The following is a 23,432-nucleotide window of genomic DNA, read 5'->3' on the forward strand; positions in this document are numbered from 1 at the left end:
CGAATAATTCAGGTTTAATAAAAGACCTCGCAGTGTGCGCAGCTCCTGCGAGCGTTTTGTTTGGGAAAGTTGCAACCGTGCCTTCAGACACTCGCAGGAGCTACGCACACTGCGAGGTCTTTGCTGCTAATCTTTAAAATTTTCCATGGCATCAATTCAAATAATTCTAGACCGACATCTCCGCCTTAGCAGCCGATATACTACTGCCGATAGCCGCCTGCCAACCTGCATAATCTTTCTTCACTTTTTCGCTATCCTTTCCGGGGCTGGTCACAGCTTTGTTCAGGTTCAGGGTTTTCAGGTGCTCGATGTCTCTGTAAACACCTGCCTTTAGGCCTGCCAGATAAGCAGCGCCAAGGGCTGAGATGTCGGGCATGTGTTGTACGGCAACTGGTTTTTCGAGCAGGTCGGCCAATAGCTGCAGCACGAACTTGTTGGCGGTGAGGCCTCCGTTCACGTTCAGCTCCTGCAGGGCAATGCCGGTGTCCTGTTCCATGGCCGTAATCACATCTTTGATCTGGTAAGGGATAGACTCCAGGGCGGCACGCACGATGTGGTTTTTGTTGCAGCCAAAGGTAAGGCCGGTGATAGAGGCTTTGCGGCTCATGTCCCAGTGCGGAGCGCCCAGTCCGCTGAAGGCTGGCACCAGGTACACGCCATTGTTGTCGGTTACGGCACGGGCCATGGCTTCTGTTTCCTTGCTGTCGGAGATCAGGCCAACTTCATTTTTGAGCCATTCGATGGTTGCGCCACAGGTAACTATTACACCTTCCAGGGCATAATCCACGCGGTCTTCGGTGCTCCAGCAGATGGTGGTCACCATACCTCTTTCAGAATCCTGCGCTTTTTCGCCGATGTTCATGATAATGGAAGAGCCGGTTCCCATGGTTGCTTTGGCGGTGCCAGGGGCAAAACATCCTTCGCCAAAGGCGGCAGCATGCGAATCGCCGATCATGCTCGTGATGGGAACTGGCTGTGGAAAAAGCCCGTTAAAATCTGAATCGGCAAACAATGCCGACGATGGCTTTGGCTCCGGCAGGTTCAGGCGCGGGAGGTTGAAAGCATCCAGCAGTTCCTGGTCCCAGGCAAGGTCAGCGAGGTTAAAGAATAGCGTGCGGGAGGCGTTGGTGTAGTCGGTGAGGTAACTCTGGCCGTTCGTGAGCTTGTAGAGCAGCCAGGTGTCGATGGTGCCGAAAAAGGCCTTGCCAGCGTCTACAGCTTCTCGTACGTTGTCTACATTTTCGTAGAGCCAGATCAGTTTGGTGCCCGAAAAATAAGGATCGATGATGAGACCGGTTTTGGATTTAACCAGCGGCTCCAGGTTCTCGAACTTTAAACGTTCGCATATAGCCACAGAGCGCTTGCATTGCCACACTACCGCATTGTAAAGCGGCTTTCCCGCTTCATCCCACACCACAAAAGTTTCGCGCTGGTTCGATATGCCGCAGGCTTTTATGCTGCTCACGTCTCCTCCTGTTGCGGTAAACTCCTGCAGGCATTTGGCTACGGAGGCCAGCACGTTCTGGTAAATACCTTCCGGGTCCTGCTCCACGTGCGCGCCATCGTATTTGGAGGATAGCGGTTCGGATGCTCTGGCTACAGCTGCGCCGGTTTCGTCGAAAATGATGGTTTTGGTGCTGCTGGTGCCCTGGTCTACAGCCAGTATATAATTACGTTTCATGGATTTTATTCGCCTTTTGAATTTGCTTTGTCAATAATTACGGCCAGCAGAATTACAAAGCCTTTCACTACTTGCTGCCAGAACGGCGATACGTCGAGCAACACCAGGCCGTTGTTGAGTACGCCAATGATAATCGCCCCCAGCACTGTACCCATAATGGTGCCTCTGCCACCAGACAGCGAAGTGCCCCCGATTACGACCGCCGCAATGGCATCGAGCTCGTAACTCATACCGGCATTCGGTTGTGCCGAATCCAACCTGGATGTCACGATTAACCCGCCAATGGCAGCTAAGCCACCTGCAATGGAATAAACGATGATCTTGATGCGGTTGATGTTGATACCGGATAGGCGGGCCGCGCTTTCGTTGCCGCCAATGGCGTAGATGTAGCGCCCCAGCCTTGTTTTCTTCGTAACCACTACCGCTACCAGCACAATAATGGCCGAAATCCAGACAGGCAGCGGAACACCCAGGAACCAGCCGGTGCCGAGGTAGGAGAACGTTTCTCCGAGGTTTGAGATCGGGAAGCCTTCTGTCCAGAGCATGGTGAGGCCCCGGGCTATCGTAAGCATGGCCAGCGTGGCCACAAAGGGCGGCACTTTAAATTTGGTGATGGTCCAGCCATTAAAAGCGCCTAAGGCAGTGCCTGTCAGCATGCCAGCCAGTATGGCGCCGAGCACTGTAAACCCGATAAACATGTCCAGCGCCGGAAACTCCAGCCCAAACTTCAGCAGCCCCGCTGTAATGGCTCCGCAAAGCGCCAGGATAGACCCAACCGAAAGATCGATGCCCGCCGTGAGCACCACCAAGGTCATGCCTACCGAGATGCAGATGTTCACCGAGATCTGCCGCATCACGTTCCAGCCATTGGCTACCGTGAAAAATTTGTCAGACAACAAGCCGATCACGAGGCACAAGATAAACAGCGCGATCAGCGACTGAAACTTAACTAAGTGTTGTCGGTATTGCTCTGTGCCTGCAGAGGTGGTGGCAGTGCCTGTTTTCACCTTTTTTTCTTCCTTGTATACTTCAGGACTCATACTGGTAAAATTAAATTGTTTTCGGGATGGCCGCTTTCAGGATGTTGTCTTCTGTGGCTTCGCTTACGGGTACCTCGGCTGTCAGGCAGCCTTCTGCCATTACCAGTATCCGGTCGGAGAGGGCCAGTATTTCCGGCAGCTCCGACGACACCACGATGATGCCGAGGCCTGCATCGGCCAGGCTCTGGATCAGTTTATAGATTTCGTTTTTAGCATTGATGTCGATGCCCCGGGTGGGCTCGTCGAGGAGCAGTACTTTGGGTTTGGTGGCCAGCCATTTGGCGATCACGATTTTCTGCTGGTTGCCACCGCTCAGGTTTTTGGCTGCCTGTCCACTGGAAGAGGTTTTGATGCGCAGCTCTTCAATATACTTATCCGCCAGGTTGCATTCTTTGCTGTCGTTGAGCATGCCCATGTCTTCCATGCTCTCCAGGGTGGTGAGGCAGATGTTGGTTTTCACGTCCAGCCCCAGCACCAGCCCGTCTTTTTTGCGGTCTTCGGGTACCAGTGCTATGCCGGTTTTAATGGCGTAGGCAGGCGATTTAAAATGAACCTCCTGTTGCTCCACACACATGCGGCCGGTTATCTGTTTGGCGTGCAGCCCAAAAATGGATTCCAGCAGCTCGGTTCTGCCAGCGCCCATCAACCCGAAAATACCGATGATCTCTCCTCGGCCCAGGCTGAAGGAAACGTTCTTGATCAGGTTCTCCTGCGGCCTGGTGGGGTGTTTCAGGCATAGATTCTCCACCGAAAGCACTTCCTGTTTAATTTTTTCGCAGGGTGTTTTGCGCATCATGGTCACGCCACGACCCACCATCTTCTGTATAATGCGGTCGTGTGTCATGCCGGCCATTTCGCCAGACTCTATGGTTTTGCCATCGCGGAGCACAATGTAGCGGTCAGCAATCTTGAACAGCTCATCCAGCTTGTGCGAAATATACACAATGGCCTTATTCTCGCGCCGCAGGTCGTTAATGATCTCGAAAAGCACTTCTACCTCGCTTTCGCTGATAGCAGAAGTCGGCTCATCCATGATAATGACTTCAGAGTCGAGGAGCAGGGCCTTGGCGATCTCCACCACCTGCTGTTGCCCCACCTTCAATTCGTGTACCAGCGTGTTGGGGTCTACATCGAGTTTGAGGCGGCGGAGCAGCTGCTGGGTTTGGGAGCGCATTTCTGTGGCGTTGAGGGTGCCCCAGGAGGTTTCTATTTCGCGGCCCAGAAATATGTTTTCAGTGATGCTGAGGTAGGGGATGAGGTTGAGCTCCTGGTGAATAATGGCTATGCCAGACTCCTGCGCCTCGCGCGGGTTCGAGAAGCTGACCGTGTTCCCTTTATATACAATGCGTCCTTCGTACTCAGGGTACACCCCGGAAAGTATTTTCATGAGCGTAGACTTACCGGCTCCGTTCTCACCAATTATGGCGGTTACTTTTCCGAAATGAAGCTCCATGTTTACCTGGTCCAGGGCGGTTACCCCGGCAAAGCGTTTCGTTATGTTCTCTGCTACTAGCACAATGTATGGCGATTATTGAAGTTCGTTTGTTTTAAGGACACAAGACACAGGACGTAAGACACAAGACTCTTTAAATTTTGACAGAAGCTTAAGAAACCTATGCAGATGGGACGCTCGCGCCAGCCTGAGCAGCCGGATAATCTTTAATTTGTCGAAGCGCCCTCCGGCTCCACCAGATCCAGTGCAACCGGGATTACTTCTATCTCGTCGAGGCGCAGGTGCTCCTGGTTGAGCTCGATAGCGCCTACAAACTGCACACGCTGTCCTTTCTGCGCGTTTGCCTTAAAAGGAGGTACTACCTCTGTCCTGATTTTGCGGTTGATTTCTTCAGACACACTGTTGAGGTGCATGGTGCTGGTAAACTCCGTCAGGTCGATGAGTCCCTGTGCGTCGCGCACCGCGTTGCCGTATACAAACTCCGTCTCTATTTTCACGGGCTGCTGCGCCTGGTCTGTTTTGGCTACAACGGTTACGGTGTTCTCACCGATGGTTGTTATTTCTCCTTCGCCGCGTATCATAAAATAGCGGATGTTTCCGATGCCCAGGGCGTGTGAATGTTTGGCAAAGGCAGCGTCTTTGTCTGTTTCCAGTTCTGCGACCAGTGTGTTTATTTCTACGGCCTGGCCTAAGCCTGGGGTAAGTTTGGTGCTCCAGAACTCGTTGGCATAGGTAGTTGCGTCAAACTGATCGGCAGTGGGAGTGGCTTTTACTTCGCTCAGGCTTTTGAAGTAGACGGAGTTGTAGGCCAGCACCAGTGCTACGACCAGCATGATCCCGTATTTTATGCGCTTCTTCATCGTCTCTTTAGTTAGTAGCCAGGTAATCTTTCACGTTGTCCTGCTTCACGAGCTCCACGGCTACTGGCATTTTCTGCGGAAACTCGCGCTTGCCCTTAAAATATTCATCGGCGTACGCAGCAGCAGTTTCGGCCATCACGACCGGGTACTGCATGCCCGTAGCGGCTATTTTGCCTTCGCTTATCGATCGTACCACATCATCAGCCCCATCGAACCCGAATACCTGCACCCGGTCGGCTATGCCGGCGGCCACCACGGCCTGGTAAGCGCCCATGGCCATGGCATCGTTTCCGCAGAATACGGCGTCAATGTCGGGGTGAGCCTGCAGCACCGACTCCAGCACCTCCATGGCTTTGTTCCGGTCAAAATCTGCGCTCTGCTGGGCCACCATCTTCAGGTCGGGGTAATTGTCGACTACGCTGTGGAAGCCTTTGGAGCGGCTCCAGGTGTTATTGTCGCCCACCAAGCCCAGAATTTCCACGTACTTGCCTTTTTTGTTCAGGCGCTGCACAAAGTACTTGCCCATGGCCACGCAGCCGGAGTAGCTGTCGGAGAGGATCTGGGAAGTGGCGGCATCCGTGGCGTTCACTTCGCGGTCCATGCAGAAAACAGGCACATCGGCTGCTTTCGCTTTCAATACATTCGACACGGAGCCATCGGCGTCGGTCGGGTTAAATAGAATAGCGTCGTAGCCGGAGGCGATGGCATTCTCGAAATGGTCTGCTTCCAGGGCCGTGTTGTTCTGCGAATCGAATATTTTGGCTTCGTAACCCAACGCCCGGGCCTTGGCTGCCGCACTCTCGCCAAGCACCACGAACCAGGGATTGTTGAGCGTAGAAATAATGACGGCCACTTTCTTTGGCTCATCTGCATCGGCTTTGCCGGAACAACCTGCCATTAGCAGGACCGCGAACAGCAGGAGCAGAACCGGAATTTTGATTAAGTAATTTAGCATAGCGTTACTTCTGATGGTATGCAATATGGTGTGCCTTTCTTCACCAATAAACTGAGATTTACGACCCTGCCTATTAGCTTTGAACGAACATTCGTTTAAAATAAAACATTAAAAATAAGCTTCCAAATATTTACATATAAATAATGATTTTATTTTTGAATGTGCTGTTGCTAGTGGAGAATCTCAACTGCAGGGGAATGTACAACAGAAGATGATCTTAGTCATGTTCCTGTCCGAATTATTCTAATGAAAATGGCCTTCCGGAGGCTCTTCTAAGGCACAAGACGCAGGACAAATTTAAGAGTGAAGAGTTGATCTGTACTCGATAATTGATATTCAACTCTTCACTCTTAGCATATAAAATCAGCTCATCAGCACCTTTATCCATAAGAACATCTATCAAATTATTCTAATGAAAAAGGCCCTCCGGTACTGCTGCTCCTGCTACTTCTCCAGCAGCTTCGCCGCTTCCGCTGCAATGCCGCTTTCTGTTAAGCCGTAGTGATTGAAGATGTCGTTCTGCGAGCCGGTAACGGTGTATTCGTCCGGAATGCCCATGATCTTGAAGCGGTTGTGGTGGCCGTTCTGGATCAGGTAAGAAGCGCAGGCCTCGCCCAAGCCGCCATACACCATGTGCTCCTCCACCGTAAGGATGGGTTTGCCAGTGGCGGCAACTTTGGTGAGCAGGTCGTGATCCAGCGGTTTAATGGTGTGCATGCTGATAACGGTAGCGCTGATGCCTTGTTCCTTCTCCAGTTTGGCGGCGGCCTGCAAGGCAGGATACACCGTTTCGCCGGTGGCTATAAAGGTTATGTCGTCGCCTTCCTTAATCACGCGGCCCTTGCCGAACTCAAAGCTGCTTTCGCTTCGGGGCTGCAGCAGGGGCATCGGCTTTTTGCCGAACCGGATATAAAACGGTTGCTCCGAAGCGGCTGCCTGTGCAATAGCCTGCTCTGTCTCGAAGTTGTCGGCCGGGGCTACAATGATGATGTTGTTGATGGCCCGTAGCACTGCGAAATCGTGCAGGCTGTGGTGGGTGGTGCCCAGGGCGCCATAGCTTACGCCGGCGCTAATGCCAATCAGCTTTACGGGGTTGTCGGAGTAGGCCACATCGTTTTTGATCTGCTCCAGCGCCCGGGCCGTCAGGAAGCAGGCCGGCGAAACAGCGAACACTTTTTTACCTACCGAGGCCAGGCCGGCTGCCACGCCCACCAGGTTCTGCTCGGCAATGCCTATTTCCACAATCTGTTTCGGAAATTTCTGTCCGAACGGCACCAGCTTTCCTGACCCGCGCGAGTCGCTGGTAACAGCCACAATGTCGCGATCGGTGGCGGCCAGTTCCTGAAGCGTACTGGAGAATACCTCGAGGTTTGCTTTTCCGGTTTCTATTTCCTTGTCTATGATAGCACCCACAGTCGTATTTATTTTCGTGAAGAATAATTTTTTTTACTTACAAACTGATGTTATGTAAGAAGTTTTTTGTCCCCCTTTGAAGGGGTGGGGGATGACTAACATCTGAGCTCAAATATTTCTACAGCCCGTGAAACATCCCCCTCACCCCCTTCAAAGGGGGACTTTTTCTTGCAAAGTGAATTTGCGAAGCCCCACTTACAAAGTCGCCATAACCTGGTCCAGCTCTTCCATGGCTGCCGCATACTGCTCTTCGCTGGGCACGCCGTGGTGCCACTTCAGCACGTTTTCCATGTAGCTGATGCCTTTTCCCTTCACGGTGTGCGCGATGATCAGGCTTGGCTTGCCCGCCTCAAATGGCATGGCATCGAAGGCTTCCTTAAGTTGCCCGATATCGTGGCCGTCTACGTGGCGCACAGCCCAGCCAAAGCTCTCGAACTTGTCGTCGATAGGGTTGGTGTCGCACACTTCTTTTGTAGAGGCTGTTATCTGCAGCTTGTTGTGATCGATGATGGCGCAGAGGTTGTCGAGTTTGTAGTGCGAGGCCGTAAGGGCAGCTTCCCAGTTGGAGCCTTCGGGCAGTTCGCCATCGCCCAGCAGCGTGAACACGCGGTAATCACGCGCATCCATTTTAGCCGCCAGGGCAGTGCCCACACTCAGCGACAAGCCATGGCCCAGGGCGCCGGTGTTCTGCTCCACACCGTTTACCTTGCGGGTTGGGTGCCCAATATAGTGCGATTTGTACTGGCTCATCGTCTCCAGGTCCGACTCCGGGAAAAAGCCTTTGTCGGCCAGCACCACAAAAAGGGCTTCCACGGTGTGGCCTTTGCTCTGGATGTAGCGGTCGCGGTCCGGCGAATCGAAATTCTCCGGACCAACATTCAACACATAGTTATAAAGCACATTCAGTATATCGACGCAGGAAAGGCTCCCGCCGGTATGGCCTGCTTTGGCTCCGTAAATGTATTTGATTATATTTTTCCGGTACTGAACCGATTTTTGCTGTAGCTCTTGCTCTGTCATCTGCTTCATTCGTAATGGTTTTAAACTGCTGGCTGCTTACCCTTCGTGGTGGTAAACTTCCCAGCCCATGTAATTGCCCAGGGCTTCTTTCAGAATGCCGGCTGTTTTAGAGGCATTCATCACCACGTGGTGCTCAAAGCCGTTTTTGCAGACGTACTGCATCAGCCCCTGCAGGTTGTTTATTTTGGCAACCGCCCTGTTTCCAAAGGTGTTCAATGGGTCGTCTGTCAGTTCGCCTTCGCCGATGTACACTTTAATAATGCCTTTGGGGTCGTCGGTGCTGATGCGGCCATAGGTCAGCGGCATGGCTGGTGTGCGACCATCCAAGGCTCCGAATGTATTCTCTTCGCCAACGGTGGTGCCCAGAATCGGCGCAGTGCTCATCTGAATGTCTGGCAGGAAGGATTTGGCCCAGTTACCGCAATGGAAGAGCACGCATTTTTCTTCGTCGCTGGCGTAGTTGTTGTTCCAGTCAACAAGCGCGCTCGGCGAGCCGGAGGCCAGTTGCATGGCGTACATGCTCAGTGTGCCGGTCACGTCTACCTCACAGGCGCTTGGCAGCATGTTCTCGCTCATCATGCTCATGCTGGTGCACACGTTGCAGCCATAGTTTTGCTGAATGGAAGTCCAGCACTGAATGGCGGTGGCGTCGAGGGCGTTTGCTTCTACGAACTCGTTGAGCACCACATCCAGTTTCGCGATCTGCACCAGCGACTCGTCCGGTGTACCACCAGTAGGCGTGTAGGCCTTAATTGCCTCTAAGCGCTCCCGTACACTTCGGTCTTCCAGGCTCAGTTTATTAGCGTTGCCCAGTATCTCCGAAAGGTCTACGGTGGTAACCGAAATGCCATGGCGCTGCAGAATCTTCTCGCTGTAGCGCACGGTGTTGAAGCCGCCTGGTCTGGCGCCAACCGCCCCGATGCGCATGTTGCGCAGGCCTCTTACCACGCGGCACACGCCCATAAAATCGTTCAGATCGGCTATAAAGCTTGGGTCGGAAGGATGTACCACATGCTTGGTGGTGGTGGTGTATTTAATGCCGTACTGGTAGAGGTTGTTGCAAACCGATATTTTGCCGCACCAGGAGTCTCTTCTGCGGGCCAGGTCAAGTTTTTCCAGGTCGTCGGGGTAGGCCTGGATGAGCACGGGCACCTCCAGCTTCGAGAGCTTCAGGGTTTCGGCCACGCCTCTTTCGTCGCCGAAGTTTGGCAGCACTACCAGCACGCCTACAATCTCGTCGCGGTGCTTTTTAAACAGTTCGGCGCACTTGCGCGCATCCTGAAACGTCTCCACACCGCCCAGTTTTGTATCTTCCGTTCCGAGCAGGATCGGGTTGATGTTCAGGTCTTGTAAAGTGCTTAATATCTCGATCCGGGCATCTGCCACCAGTGCATCCGGGAAAAAGTCGCGGTTACCAATGATAACTCCAAGTGTGAGTTGCTGTTTTACGTTTTGCATTAGCTTGCTATAATTAATTCAATTTCGTTGTCGTGGAACACTTTCAGGTGCTTGTCGGCAATACCGGCGTCGGTAATGATGTAGTCGATGAGCGAGAGGGCGCCCAGGCTGGCGAAGGCGCTCTTGCCGATCTTGGTAGAGTCGGCCACCAGGTACGTCGTCTCGGCCGCGTCGATCATGGCCTTCTTCACCACAATGTCGCTGATGCTGGGGTAGGTCAGCCCCGACTTGAGGGAGAGGCCGGCGGTGGCCAGGAAGAGCTTCTGCACGTTGATGCCCTTGAAGAAGTCGGCCGCCTTCTGGCCCGTGAGCGAGAGGGTGGGGGGCTTGAACTCGCCGCCGGTCATGATCACCTCGATGCCGGGCTCGGCGCCCAGCAGCAGGGCGATGTTGAGGGCGTTGGTAATTACGGTCAGGTGCTTGAAGCCGCGGAGCTTCTTGGCGATCTCGGTGGTGGTGGAGCCTGAGTCGAGAATGATCGTGTCGCCGCTCTCGATGAAGTCGAGGCACTTGCGGGCGATGAGCTCTTTCTTGTCCATGTTCTCCTTGTTGGCCAGCGCCACCTCCCTGACTTGGTCCTCGACGTTCTTGAGGAAGGCCCCGCCGTGCTCGCGCACCAGCAGGCCGTCTTTGTCTAATTTCTCCAGGTCCTGGCGAATGGTGACCTCGGTGACCTTGAAGAGCTTGGCCAGGTCGATGACCTTGGCCGAACCGTCCTCCTGGAGGAGCTCAAGAATCTTTTCCCTGCGCTGGTTTGCCATCATAGTCTCTTGTGTTTTTCTGTTTTTATGGAAGCAGACTTAAAATTAATCATTAAAACGATCTGCTGCACAATACCGGTGTACGGAAAGGCTAATATAAAAAAATATCTGATTACTTTGTTTTATTTTTTATTTTCTTCGATTAAGACATGTTTCGAAAGTTATTCAGGCTTTCTTAATGGTAGTAACAGGAAGGAAGGAAGAATGATTTCCGGAAATTTTCATTTATTTTTTTAAGTCATTGAAGTGGTGCGGTTTATAGATAAAGCATGGGCTTGTTCTGTTGCTGGTTAAGCAGCAATAAATTTAATCGAATTTTAATTTCGTTTTAATCTCGTTTTAACCTAACCCTTTATAAACTCCTCCGTAGAATATTCTGATTTTAATATAAAGTATATTTTACCCGCCTTGAGCTTTAAAGATTCTTTCCTGATAGAATACCGCCTGTTTTATGGTCTGGCCATACAGCAGAAAGGCGATAGGCCCCTAAACTAAATTTCACAACGATTTATTCTGACCATTTTCGCCCTATGAACTGCCGATTTTGTGAACAGCCACTCTACAATAAATTTGTAGACTTAGTGAACTGCCCCCCTTCCAACTCCTTTCTTTCCTTTGAGCAGCTAAACCAGCCGGAAATGTATTTTCCGCTCACCATTTACTTTTGCTCGGAGTGCTACCTGGTGCAGGTAGACGAGTATAAGAAAGCGCAGGAGATTTTTGATAATGAGTATGTGTACTTCTCAAGCTACTCAAAAAGCTGGGTGGCACATGCCAAAAAGTATGTGCACGAGATGATAGGCCGGTTTGGTTACGACGAGAAGTCGCAGGTGATCGAGATCGCCTCCAACGACGGTTACCTGTTGCAGCATTTCGTGGAGAAGAATGTGCCGGTGCTGGGCATTGAGCCCACGCAGAACACGGCCAATGCCGCCACGCTGAAAGGGATTCCTACGATTTCTGAGTACTTTGGCGCCAGCTTTGCCAGGCAGTTGAGCAACCGCAAGCTGAAGGGCGACCTCATTATCGGGAACAACGTGCTGGCGCACGTGCCGGACATCGACGATTTTGTGGAGGGCCTGAAAGTGGCCCTACGCAAGAATGGCGTGGTGACCATGGAGTTCCCGCACCTGCTGCGCCTGGTAGAAGACTGCCAGTTCGACACCATTTACCACGAGCACTTCTCCTACCTCTCCTTCGGCACCGTTAAACGGATATTTGAGGCGCACGCCCTGGAGATGTTCGATGTGCAGGAACTGCCAACCCACGGAGGCTCTCTCCGGATTTTTGCCAAGCACAAGAAAGACAAGTCTAAAGAAATCTCGCCAAATGTGCAGGCGCTGCTGGCCAAGGAAGAGGCGGCGGGCATGAACACGCCCGAGTTCTACCAGGATTTCCAGGCCCGTGTGGACCAGGTGAAGTACAGCTTCCTAAGCTTTTTGATCGAGCAGAAGCAGGCGGGCAAGAAAGTGATCGGGTATGGAGCGGCTGCCAAGGGAAACACGCTGCTGAACTATGCGGGTATTAAAGGCGACGACCTGGTGCAGTTCGTCGTGGACGCTTCGCCGCACAAGCAGAACAAATTCCTGCCAGGCAGCCATATTCCGGTGTACGATGCCTCTAAGATTGCAGAATACCAGCCCGATTACGTGATCATCCTCCCCTGGAACCTGAAAGATGAGATCATGGAGCAACTGGCTTACATTGGGGAGTGGGGCGGCAAGTTTGCTACCTTTATACCTGAAGTAAGGGTTTATGACAGCAGCTTTGCCGAAAAGTAATCTTGCCTTTCCGCTATAAAAAGCACGCGGCATGCTGACAGGTTCAGCATGCCGCGTGCTTTTTCAGTGGGCCTTTGGGAAGATGCTTTGCGTGGTAAAGCGCAATTATTTGAATGAAAATGGCCTTCCGGAGGCAGGACAGCGACACGAGATAAAGGACACAAGCCGCAAGACTTTCTTCTGTAACCGGACATCAGTTTGCAAGTCGTTGATGACTGCTTGTTATAGGCCGACCACTTTGGGAGGTTCGCCTAGACCGTTCATCTTCCAAATCCTGAAACAACCCTTCAGCAATCAACAACAATCCCGAATTATTTGAATGAAAAAGGCCTTCCAGAAGGCCTTTTTCATTCAAATAATTCGGGATTGTCCGTGGCTGGCTTTAACTTGATCGCTGCTAAGTGAGGCCGCAATCAGCTTACTGCCTCGGTAAGCTTTGGCAGTGGTGAGTCGGGTTTCTCAGCCAGCTCGTTGAGCAGGTCCAGCACCTTGTCTATTTCCACTTCCACGTCCTCGCGCTGCCCTTGGCCCGCATCCTCGATACCCTCGTCGCCTTTGCAGATGAGGTAATGGTAGTCCAGGTTTATCTTTTGGGCGATGTTGAAGAACGGCAGCAGCATGAACCCTTTGTTAAAGACCTCGATGGCGGTGGTGCCTGGTTTGCAGAAAATGTAATTGATCAGGCCGGCACCGCTGGCTCCCAGCACCACCTTTGCGTTAGAGAACAGCTTAATTTTTTGCCTGATATTCAGCTTGCTCGAAACAATGGTTTTAAAGCCGTAGGGTTCCAGTCGCCCAATTAGTTCTTCCTCGTTGAGCACCCGCCTGATGCTGGAGTCGCTGCGGGCAATGTAGATAAACGGAGCTTCCTCCACCAGCACATCCTCGGCCGTTGCCAGCGGCGCAAAAGCCTCCTGTAAATAGTCGCACAGCCAGTCCGGCATCAGGGTGTAGTTGCCGCGGGGAGCTGTGGAGGCGATCACCCTGTCCGCTGCGACATGCGGGTGCTCATCTCCGGCGATCAGCTTTGCAGTTGGTATGCCCAAGAGTTCGAGCGTCTCCCGTTGGTAATCGTAGCGCAGGCTCGGGACCAGAAACCAGTCGACCTGATCGTATAAACCGCTCTTTTGGAGCAGGTGCAGCCGGGGGAGTACATCCATAAACCAGTGGCTGATGTTGTTGAGGCCCGCGCCACCCGTGAGCAGCGAGAAAACAGTGCCCGCCAGGCGGGTGGGAGGGCTGAAAAACCGTTGTTGAAATATGTTGTTGTATGCCGGCCCTGCAGCGATCCCACCATCCCGAAGGCTGAGCGACACATTCTCCACTACCTTGTTGTGTTGGGTAATAAGGGCCACGCTGCTTTCATTATCGGTGTATAGCCGGCCATTCGGAAGCTCCACCACCACATAATCGGTAACCACTTTTCGTTCCGGCTTCCAGTAGGCCGGGCAGGCATCGAAGAGCTGCTCCGGAATGTCCATGGTGGAAACAAGCGCCGGGTAGATGTGGTGCACCACCTCACCTGTGTTGCCTCCCTGGCCGGCCTCCTGCAGTGTATACACACCTGTGGGTTTGTAGCGCAGGTTGTAAGGGAGTATTCGTTTGCCAATCTTCTTTAGCCGCTTCAAGGCTTTGCGGTAGAGTACACTTGCTTTCATCGTGTCATGATTTCAGAATAGGTTCAAGGGATGAGGAGTTTTATAGTCCGGGTCTGTTCTGCATGCTACAGGAAGAGCATAGTTCAAATATTATGGGAGTGACAGCCGAATATGCCGTAAACGATATTTTACCCGGAAGGTTAGTAAGAAAAGCATCTGTATTTCGGAGGTGCGGCAGGGGACGATGGTGAAGCCTCAGGCGCCCCTAAAAAAGCCATTTGCTGTGCTAAAGCAGGGCATATGCCGGCCAGGTGGATGAATTGTGTATCTAAATTTCACAAAGCTAACTAATATTCGTAATCATTTTTTATCTTACGCGCAGATGGGGGCCGTCAGGTTGTATGGTGAGATTGATCCCGCATTCTGGCATGCTTACCAGAACACCTGCCATAAACATAGTCAACTCCCTCATAGTCTAGTTAGGTAGCTCTGTTTGTTTAAAAGGGAGTCATGTCTTAGAACCCAGAAATAAAATAGCTTATGATTTTAAAAGAACTTCAGAGCATGTTCCAATCGGTCTGCGGATTTGTGTTTCGCAGCGGGCGGTCTGTTACAAATCGACGTTTGAGTTCTGAGCCTGCACTTACGGCGGCAGGGGGAGTTCGGCTTATAGATAGTAAAGTTTCCGGTGTTATCGAGCGCCCTTTTCGCTTTTTGCCCCTGGCAGCCAGATCAGGGTCGTTTTGCCTGGTGGTCGCGCTAGGGCTGGCAGGCTGTGCAGGAGGAACCAATATGGCGGCCACCGATACCGCCACTAAGCACTCCGAAACAGTGATGGCTGCCGATCCTGTTAGGTGGAGCCAGGCATTGGAGCAGGAGCCGGACTGGTACTCCGGGGCTGAGGCTGTCCGCATAGCCGACAATGTGCTTCTTTATCAGAATCAGAATGGCGGCTGGCTAAAGAACATAGACATGGCCAAAGTGCTCAGTGAGCCCGAGAAAGCGCACCTGAAGGCAGAGCAGGCAAATGCAGACGCACAAACAACCATCGATAACCGAGCCACCTTTACACAAATGGAGTACCTGCTGCGGGTGTATAAGGCAACAGGTCAGGAAAAGTTCAAGAAAGGGTTTATGCGCGGCCTGGACTACCTGCTCGATGCGCAGTATGAGGATGGGGGCTGGGCCCAGTTTTATCCCATCCGGAAAGGATACTACGAGCACATTACTTTTAACGATGGTGCCATGATGGGCGTGATGCGCCTGCTGCGCGATGTGTCGGAGGGCAAAGGCGCCTATGCCGTTGTTGATACGGAACGCAGGCAGAAGGCAGCAAGCGCCATTGGCAAAGGGTTGAATATCATACTCAGGACACAGATAAAAGTAGACGGAAGGCTTACTGCCTGGTGCGCACAGTACGACCGCCATACCTTAACCCCGGCAAAAGCGCGGGCATACGAACTGCCGTCCATTAGCGGAAGCGAGAGTGTGGGCATTGTGAAGTACCTGATGGAGATCGAGAACCCTAGTCCGGAAGTGATCCGTGCAGTGGAAGGTGCTGTGGCCTGGTTTGAGCAGGCGAAGTTAACCGGCTTGCGGCTGGAGAGGAAAAAAGATACGGCCCTGTACAAAGGGTATGATGTGGTGGTGGTGAATGATCCTGGCGCATCACCGCTCTGGGCACGCTTTTATGAGATCGGCACCAACCGCCCTATTTTCGTAGGCCGCGACGGCATTATCCGCGACCATCTGTCGGAGATAGAGCAGGAGCGGCGCGCCGGCTATAGCTGGTATGTAAACAGCCCGCAAGCTTTGCTGGAGAAGAGCTACCCACAATGGAAGCAGAAATGGGCGTCGCGACAGTAAACGGGCACGTCTCCCTGAAATTGCCCCATCCTATCCGGCTGCTCTCCTAATTAAAGTATGTAGAAAGCAATTTTATGAACCACGAGCGACTTTCCGTGATGCTGTTTCCTTTTGTGCCACCTGCTTCGCGCGCTTTCGCTGTCATATTTCTGCTGGTTCTCCCGGCTTTGGCACCTGCCTTGGCGCAGGACCAGGAGAACAGCCAAAAGCCAAGGGTACTGGTGCTGACGGACATTGAGAACGAACCGGACGATGCCCAATCTCTGGTGCGCTTCCTGACCTATGCCAACCAGTGGGATGTAGAAGGGCTGGTAGCCACCACCTCCGTGCATCAGAAAGATAAGCTGGCAACGTGGCGGATAAAGGAAATCGTGACCGCCTATGGCAAGGTGCGGGATAACCTGCTGGTGCACGAAAAAGGATTTCCTGAAACAGATTACCTGTTTAGCGTCATCAAAGAAGGCTACAAGGGGTTTGGCATGGATGCGGTAGGGTCGGGCAAAGACTCGGAAGGCTCCGACTGGCTTATCTCAACCGTAGACAAGGAGGATGAACGGCCGGTGTGGGTGCTGGTGTGGGGCGGCCCGAACTGCCTGGCGCAGGCCCTGTGGAAAGTGCGGATGACACGCTCCCCCAGAGAACTGGATAAATTCGTTTCCAAGCTCAGGGTATACACCATCTCCGATCAGGATGATTCGGGTCCCTGGCTCCGGAAAACATTTCCGGGCCTGTTTTACATTGCCAGCCCTGGCTACCATGCTAAAGGAGGCTATCATCATGCCACCTGGACCGGCATAAGCGGCGACAAGTTCCACGGTCGTTTCTCAGGACCAGACTTCAGCCTGGTGGACAACCCCTGGCTCGACAAGCACATCCGCAAACAAGGTCCGCTTGGTGCGGAGTACCCACATACCGAATTCCTGATGGAAGGTGATTCTCCCTCTTTTTTGTATCTGGTAGATAACGGCTTAGGCAACTCCGAGCATCCGAACTATGGCAGTTGGGGCGGCAGGTACGAGTATTACACACCCAGGGAGCAGCCCTGGTTCTACGAGCCCGAAACAAGGCCTTTCTGGGCCAGTGCCGAGGATGAGGCCAAAGGGGTAGACGGTAATTTTCAGACGAGCAACAAGGCTACGATCTGGCGGTGGCGCCAGGCCTACCAAAATGATTTTGCGGCACGGATTGCCTGGTCCGTTCAGCCTGCTTACCACAAGGCAAACCATCCTCCGGTTGCCAGGCTAAGTCACCCGAACGAGTTAAAAGCAAAAAGTGGCGAAGAGGTGATACTAAGTGCCGAAAAGTCGACAGACCCTGACGGGAACAAGCTTTCCTATGAGTGGATGCAGTATAGAGAAGCCGGCACCTATACCTTCAAAGATTTAATCCCGATTAGAGGTGGCCAACATGCCAGAGCGTCGTTTGTAGCCCCAAAAGTAACCAAGCCTGAAACAATCCATTTTGTAGTGGCCGTGACCGACAACGGAAAACCAGCCCTGACACGTTACCAGCGGGTAATGGTGGTGGTGTATCCGGAATGAAGCTGCTGGTCCGAAGGGTTCCCTGGCAGTTATTCAGGGGTAGATGGCACCGGCATCAGGAAAGCCTCTGGAAGGCCATTTTCATTTAAATAATTGCTCCTGTACCCATAGGGCAACTGCAGGGAGAGAAACTTGGTCGCGTGTTCCCTCTTATTTTTAATTTCTTCAAGTCGTGGTACGTGACCTCGGTGACTCTAAATGCTTGGCCAGTTGATATCCTCAGCGGCACCATCTTCATTTAGCAATTTGAGAATCTACTTCCTAGCTGGTTTTTCAGCGAGCCTGCATGCTGTTATCCTCTACCAGTTAGAATCTCTATAGTTAAACTGCAAAAAATATGGCTACACTGGTTCTAATAATAAACTTATCATTTAGCTTTGAACTTTCTTCGTTTTATCAAATATTCTTGTTGATCCGAGCTTAATGGATAAAGAGGAGGAAAAATATCGAAAAAATAATTTCCGTTATTTTTCTTTTGTTTTCTTTTTATTTTGCTATACTTGTATTTCATATAGCAACCTAGCCTGGTTGCCTGCCATACTCATCAGTGCCCTGCCTTTATATTTTCTCATGGTAGGGAGCAACAGAAGCACCAGCAGGAGCAGTCCTGTGGAAAGGCCTTTTTCATTAGAATAATTTCTGATTAAGCAGAAACCAAAATTGGCGTATGACATGGCTAAAGCAGAAACATTACTTTTTAACGGCAAAACAGGATAAGACACTTGGTAGCTCAATGCTCCGGCGACACTTCAAGCCACTTGTAGCATGGCTTTCAGAAGGAGCATTGGCAGCATCTTGGAAGGGGACTTTTCCCTGATCTGCTTTACAGGCTGCGGCCTTCATCCTAATCCAGTGTACAGCAAACCTTTATTTTAATAAACACCAAACCGGTATGACAAATAAACAGGCCTTATGAAAGGTTTAAAAATTAACTACCGTTTGTTAGGCAGATATCGATTGATACAACCATTACGGCCTATAGGGGCTGTAACCACCAGGCGCTGAGGTAAGGCATCAGGAAGATGGCAAAGAAACCGATGGGCTCCAGAGGGAACTTCTGCTACGACATGTACCGCTACTCCAGCGTCTTTGCTGCCTAAGGTGTTCGGCCTTCAGCCTCGTCTACACAAAAATCCATGCCCTGTCTGCAGGAAGATTTAATCGTTTACGCTCAATTTTAAAGCTTGTGCCATGAAAAAAAAGATGTACTATTTAAAAAACCTGATTTTCCCATGCCTGCTCCTCGGTTCTGCCCATGCCGGCTTTAGCCGCAGCGGGCCCGATGCCTGGCTGTCTCAGGAGAGTTTGCTTCTCTCTTCTGCGTTACGTGCAGAGAAAGGGGCTGTGGATTTTCCTAACATAAGATATACGGAAGTGGCGCCTCAGCAGGGAGTAACGGTAACTGGCCGCGTCCTGGACGAGGCCGGCAATGGTCTGCCTGGCGTAACGGTTATGCTGAAAGGAACCACACAGGGAACATCAACCGATCTGGATGGCAATTATAGCTTGTCGGTGCCGGGCGGAAGTGGCACGCTGGTAGTATCTTTTGTGGGATATACCTCACAGGAGATAGCTATTAATAACCGTGCTTCTGTTAACATATCGCTGGCTCCTGATGCTAAGGCGCTCGATGAAGTAGTGGTGGTGGGGTACGGCACACAAAGCCAGCGAAACATAACCGGAGCCGTGCAAACCGTTAAGTCCGAAGAGTTTACAGACCTGCCGGTGCCACAGGTAGCTCAGAAACTGCAGGGCAGGCTGGCAGGCGTCCAGATCCTGCAGACCACGGGCCGCCCTGGCGAAGGCATGACCGTGCGGGTGCGGGGCCAGGCTTCAGCCTCGGCCGGCAACCAGCCGCTCTATGTGGTAGACGGCTTCCCGATCAGTGGCGACATCAGCACCCTGAACCCTGACGAGATAGAAACCATCAGTGTGCTGAAAGATGCCGCCTCTACCTCCATGTATGGTTCCAGGGCCAGCAACGGGGTTGTAATCGTGACCACCAAAAGAGCAAGATCCGGCCAGACTACGGTGGGGCTGAACTCTTTTTACGGGGTGCAGCAGATACCATCCAGCGCAGTGCCGGAGGTGATGAACGCCCGGGAGTTTGCCCAGTACATGAAAGAGGTGCATGAGGAAAATAAGCGCGCGGTGCCGGAAATATACCAGAACCCGAGCCAGTATGGCGAAGGCACCGACTGGTACGACCTCCTGACCCGGACAGCGTCTATCCAGAACCATAGCGTCTCATTTAACGCAGGCGGAGAGAAGTTCAGCACCTCAGCCGTGCTGGGTTTTTTCGATCAGCAGGGCGTTATTATTAATACAGGCTACAAACGGTTTTCGGCCCGGCTCAATTCAGAGTACCGGTTCAACGACAGGGTGCGCGTAGGAGTGAACATCGCCCCTACAGTGGCCAACACATCGGGTAGACCTACCGATGGCGGTCCGTTCACTAACACGGGCGGCATGCTGACCAGCGCCTTGCTGGCTTCGCCGCTGGCCCCTGCCGTGAACCCCGATGGCAGCCTGCCCATCACAGCCCATACGCCCGGCATGCTCAACGTGCCGAACTGGTACCGCGTGGCACGCGAAGCCGATGGCACTAACAGAAATAACCGCCTGCTTTCAAACGCTTTCCTGGAATATGAGGTCCTGAAAGGCTTAGTGCTGAAAACATCAATCAACGCCGAACTGGGCGAGACGTTTTTCAAGAACTTTGTGCCTTCCACCTCCGGCAACGTAAACCAGGCACTGCCACGGGCATCGGGCGACCTGACCCTGAGCAATAACAAGTTCTTCACCTGGCTTTCTGAGAATACGGCCACCTACTCCAAGGAGATCGGAGATCATTCCGTGGAAGTGCTGGGCGGGTACACGGCCCAGAAGTTCAGGGCCGATATTAGCAACGTGACAGCGACAAACTTTCCTAACGACCTGGTGCGGACCTTAAGTGCAGCCACCAGTTTTGTGCCGACCAGTTCGTTGGAGGAGTGGAGCCTGCTTTCTTACCTGGGCCGCCTGAACTACAATTATAAAGGCAAGTACCTGTTCTCCGCTTCTTTGCGCCGCGATGGTTCCTCCCGTTTTGGGTCAAACAATAAGTGGGGTAACTTCCCATCTGTATCAGCCGGCTGGATCGTGTCGGACGAGAGCTTTATGCAGGACCTGTCGGCGGTCTCTTTCCTGAAACTGCGCACCAGCTACGGCCTCGCAGGCAATTTTAACATTGGCAACTTCACCTACTTTGAGCAGGTAAGCTCCACTAACAGCGGCACTTCTAACAACTATGTGTTTAACAACGCCCTGGCCCCCGGCAACAACATTGTTTCGCTGGCTAACCCGAACCTGGGCTGGGAGAGAACCTCGCAGTTCGACATCGGCTTCGACCTGGGGCTTTTTGACGACAGGATTTTCCTGGGGTATGACTACTACACCAAAACAACCGACGGCCTCCTGTTTCAGGTGCAGGTGCCTACACACACAGGCTTCTCAAGCCTCATCGCCAACATAGGGGAGTTTCAGTTCTGGGGACATGAGTTCACGCTGAGCACCCGTAACCTGGTGGGCGACTTTAAATGGAACTCAGATTTCAACATCTCCTTTAACCGCAACGAGGTGATGCAGCTGGGCACAGCCAACGCGGCGCTGGGCGGCGGCACCAGCCGCAACATTACGATGGTGGGGCAGCCGATTGGCATGCTCTGGGGCTATGTGGCCGACGGGGTGTACATGAACCAGGCCGATTTCGATAATTCTCCTAAATTCCAGACCTCGACTGTGGGCGCCGTGAAAATGCGGGACGTGAACGGCGATGGCGTGATTACTGTGGACGATCGCACCATAATCGGCAACCCGAACCCTGATTTCATCTTCGGCTTCACCAACAACTTTGCCTGGAAAAACTTCGACCTTTCCATAGTGGCTTCCGGTTCTGTGGGCAACGACATCATGAACACTTCCATGGAGTACATCAACAACCTGGACGGTGTGTTTAACGTGACCAAGGACGTAGCCAACAGATGGAGATCGGAGGAGAATCCCGGCGATGGCGTACACCCCCGTGTGCTGGCTGGTACGACAGGCCTTTTTAGAAACGCGAACACCCTGTGGGTAACAGACGGCAGCTTCCTGACGGTGAAGAACATCTCGCTAGGTTACAACCTGCCTCAGAACCTGATTAAGCATGTGCGTAGCCTGCGCGTGTATGGCAGCATCCAGCAGGCCCTGGTGCTCACCAAATACAAAGGGTCCAACCCGGAGGTAAACGCAGGAGGGGAAAACCCGCTGGCGCAGGGGCTCGACCTGGGCGCTTATCCGGTTCCGCGCACCTTCACCATTGGTGTGAATTTAGGTTTATAACCTCGGAAATGTGACCGTTAAGAACGTTTAAACTCCTTTTCCGGCACTTGTTCCTTTCCATTCCTGCCACCGCGTGCAGGCGGGACTGGCCAAAGAGCAACAGGTGGCTGAAGAGCTAAAATTCAAGAAAAGATGAAAATTAAAATCATAACTATAGGGTTGCTGCTGTCGCTGGGCGCTTGTAAAGAAGATTTCATAGATGTGACCCCGCAAAATTTTATCAGCTCGAACAACTACTTCAAGACGGAAGCAGATTTTACACAGGCGGTAAATGCTACCTACGCGCCGCTCCGCACTGTGTACAACAGTGCCTACATAGCAGGTGAAATGCGGTCGGATAATACCCACTACATTTTTAACAACTCCAACCGGGGCAACCTGGTGCGGGAAGAGATAGCGGACTTTATGAACAACCCTACCGCTGCGCCTATGCTGGATAAATGGTCGGGCAATTACCGGATCATCTCTTACGCCAACCAGGTGCTCGCCAGAATAGATGCCACCACCTTCAGCGAGAGCGTAAAGAGCAACCTGAAGGGGCAGGTGCTGTTCCTGCGGGCCCTGGCTTACTTCGACCTGGTACAGTATTTCGGGGATGTGCCGCTGGTGCTGGAACCGACTGCCGGAAGCGACGACGAGATCCTGAATGTACACTCTACCAAATCGCGCGTGCCGGTGGCGGAGGTGTATAACCAGATTCTGAAAGATGCCGGAGATGCTGCCACACTTTTGCCTGCCAAAGACCAGCAGGAGAAGGGGCGCGCCACCTCTGGTGCGGCCAAAACGCTTATAGGCAACGTGCATGTCGTGCTGAAGCAGTGGGACAAAGCAGAAACCGTGCTCAAGGAGGTCGTGAACTCAGGCCAATACTCCCTGTTGCCGGATTATGCTGCTTTTTTCAACCCGGCTAATAAGAACAATGCGGAGTCTGTTTTTGAGGTGCAGTACATGCAGGGCAACCTGGGGCTGCAAAGCAATTTCGCCTATGTGTTTATGCCCAACCTCACCGACCTGACTCCTATTGTCGGGTTCCGGTTCAACAACCAGAACACGGGTGGTTGGAACATCCCAACCGATAACCTGATAGCTGCCTACGAACCCGGCGATAAGCGCAAGGAGGCGTCGATAGCCCCAGGGTATACGGCAGCAAACGGCACTTTTGTGGATCAGCCTTACGTGAAGAAGTATCTGCACCTGCCTTTGCCTACACCGAACGGATCTTCGCCGAACACCGATGAGAACTGGCCTGTTTACCGCTATTCGGAGGTGCTGTTACTGTTGGCAGAGGCGCTAAACGAGCAGGGGAAAGGCGGCGAGGCCTTGCCTTACCTGAACCAGGTGCGCGACCGGGCTTTCGGGGCAGGCGTGTCGCCGGTTACGGTTACAGGGCAGGAGGCCTTGCGCGAAGCTATTATGAAGGAAAGAAGGGTGGAGCTGGCCTTCGAGAATAAACGATGGCTGGATCTGGTTCGTACTGGCAAGGCTATTGAGGTGTTGTCGGCCTATGGAACCGCCATAAAGGCGAGCGGCAAATACCCGTACCTGTTACCTGGTTCTTACAATGTTACGGCCGACAAGCTGCTATTCCCTGTTCCGTTCACAGAGGCCCAGGTTAACCCTAACCTGAAGTAAGATTTGCCTTC

Annotated in this window: 15 protein-coding genes; 5 read left to right on the forward strand and 10 right to left on the reverse strand. The window is 52.5% G+C overall.

Annotated features, from left to right (window positions below):
- Positions 1 to 166 precede the first annotated feature (166 nt).
- The 9 genes from FJM74_RS07915 to FJM74_RS07955 all read right to left on the reverse strand — a co-directional run bounded on the left by FJM74_RS07915 (position 167) and on the right by FJM74_RS07955 (position 10,644).
- The gene (locus FJM74_RS07915) at positions 167 to 1,681 is read right to left on the reverse strand and encodes an FGGY family carbohydrate kinase (protein WP_187262052.1); all 1,515 of its coding nucleotides are present in this window, start codon (positions 1,679 to 1,681) and stop codon (positions 167 to 169) included.
- Between the two features lie 5 nt (positions 1,682 to 1,686).
- Complete coding sequence (locus FJM74_RS07920) at positions 1,687 to 2,721, reverse strand: ABC transporter permease subunit (protein ID WP_187262053.1); 1,035 nt, start codon at positions 2,719 to 2,721, stop codon at positions 1,687 to 1,689.
- A 10-nt stretch (positions 2,722 to 2,731) separates the two neighbouring features.
- Positions 2,732 to 4,237, reverse strand: coding sequence for a sugar ABC transporter ATP-binding protein (locus tag FJM74_RS07925; RefSeq protein ID WP_187262054.1), 1,506 nt, complete (start codon positions 4,235 to 4,237; stop codon positions 2,732 to 2,734).
- Between the two features lie 143 nt (positions 4,238 to 4,380).
- On the reverse strand, positions 4,381 to 5,034 hold the full coding sequence (locus FJM74_RS07930; protein ID WP_187262055.1) for a DUF2291 domain-containing protein: 654 nt from the start codon (positions 5,032 to 5,034) through the stop codon (positions 4,381 to 4,383).
- 7 nt (positions 5,035 to 5,041) lie between these two features.
- Complete coding sequence (locus FJM74_RS07935; protein ID WP_187262056.1) at positions 5,042 to 5,989, reverse strand: D-ribose ABC transporter substrate-binding protein; 948 nt, start codon at positions 5,987 to 5,989, stop codon at positions 5,042 to 5,044.
- A gap of 444 nt (positions 5,990 to 6,433) precedes the next feature.
- Positions 6,434 to 7,402, reverse strand: a complete 969-nt coding sequence (locus FJM74_RS07940) for a transketolase family protein (RefSeq protein WP_187262057.1) — start codon at positions 7,400 to 7,402, stop codon at positions 6,434 to 6,436.
- 195 nt (positions 7,403 to 7,597) lie between these two features.
- A complete protein-coding gene (locus tag FJM74_RS07945) occupies positions 7,598 to 8,431 on the reverse strand; it encodes a transketolase (protein WP_187262058.1) in 834 nt (277 codons plus the stop codon).
- 27 nt (positions 8,432 to 8,458) lie between these two features.
- A complete protein-coding gene (locus FJM74_RS07950; protein WP_187262059.1) occupies positions 8,459 to 9,880 on the reverse strand; it encodes an L-fucose/L-arabinose isomerase family protein in 1,422 nt (473 codons plus the stop codon).
- The gene (locus FJM74_RS07955) at positions 9,880 to 10,644 is read right to left on the reverse strand and encodes a DeoR/GlpR family DNA-binding transcription regulator (RefSeq protein ID WP_187262060.1); all 765 of its coding nucleotides are present in this window, start codon (positions 10,642 to 10,644) and stop codon (positions 9,880 to 9,882) included. The genes FJM74_RS07950 and FJM74_RS07955 overlap by 1 nt, the downstream gene beginning before the upstream one ends.
- Before the next feature lie 527 nt (positions 10,645 to 11,171).
- On the opposite strand from FJM74_RS07955, the gene FJM74_RS07960 reads away from it, so the two are divergent.
- The gene (locus FJM74_RS07960; protein WP_187262061.1) at positions 11,172 to 12,422 is read left to right on the forward strand and encodes a class I SAM-dependent methyltransferase; all 1,251 of its coding nucleotides are present in this window, start codon (positions 11,172 to 11,174) and stop codon (positions 12,420 to 12,422) included.
- 413 nt (positions 12,423 to 12,835) lie between these two features.
- Here the strand turns inward: FJM74_RS07960 and FJM74_RS07965 are convergent, their stop codons facing one another.
- Entirely contained in the window at positions 12,836 to 14,080 is a 1,245-nt protein-coding gene (locus tag FJM74_RS07965) for a glycosyltransferase family 61 protein (RefSeq protein ID WP_187262062.1), read from the reverse strand.
- Between the two features lie 564 nt (positions 14,081 to 14,644).
- Here FJM74_RS07965 and pelA point away from each other — a divergent pair.
- The 4 genes from pelA to FJM74_RS07985 all read left to right on the forward strand — a co-directional run bounded on the left by pelA (position 14,645) and on the right by FJM74_RS07985 (position 23,421).
- Positions 14,645 to 15,886: a pectate lyase gene (gene pelA, locus FJM74_RS07970; RefSeq protein ID WP_241738992.1), complete on the forward strand. Its 1,242-nt coding sequence runs from the start codon at positions 14,645 to 14,647 to the stop codon at positions 15,884 to 15,886.
- Between the two features lie 74 nt (positions 15,887 to 15,960).
- Entirely contained in the window at positions 15,961 to 17,427 is a 1,467-nt protein-coding gene (locus FJM74_RS07975; RefSeq protein ID WP_241738993.1) for a DUF1593 domain-containing protein, read from the forward strand.
- 1,191 nt (positions 17,428 to 18,618) lie between these two features.
- Positions 18,619 to 21,789 carry a SusC/RagA family TonB-linked outer membrane protein gene (locus FJM74_RS07980; RefSeq protein ID WP_206684016.1) on the forward strand — a complete coding sequence of 1,057 codons (3,171 nt, stop codon included), beginning with the start codon at positions 18,619 to 18,621 and terminating at the stop codon, positions 21,787 to 21,789.
- A gap of 132 nt (positions 21,790 to 21,921) precedes the next feature.
- The gene (locus FJM74_RS07985; RefSeq protein ID WP_187262063.1) at positions 21,922 to 23,421 is read left to right on the forward strand and encodes a RagB/SusD family nutrient uptake outer membrane protein; all 1,500 of its coding nucleotides are present in this window, start codon (positions 21,922 to 21,924) and stop codon (positions 23,419 to 23,421) included.
- Positions 23,422 to 23,432 lie beyond the last annotated feature (11 nt).

It is taken from the genome of Pontibacter beigongshangensis, assembly GCF_014332515.1.
GTDB classification, from domain to species: domain Bacteria; phylum Bacteroidota; class Bacteroidia; order Cytophagales; family Hymenobacteraceae; genus Pontibacter; species Pontibacter beigongshangensis.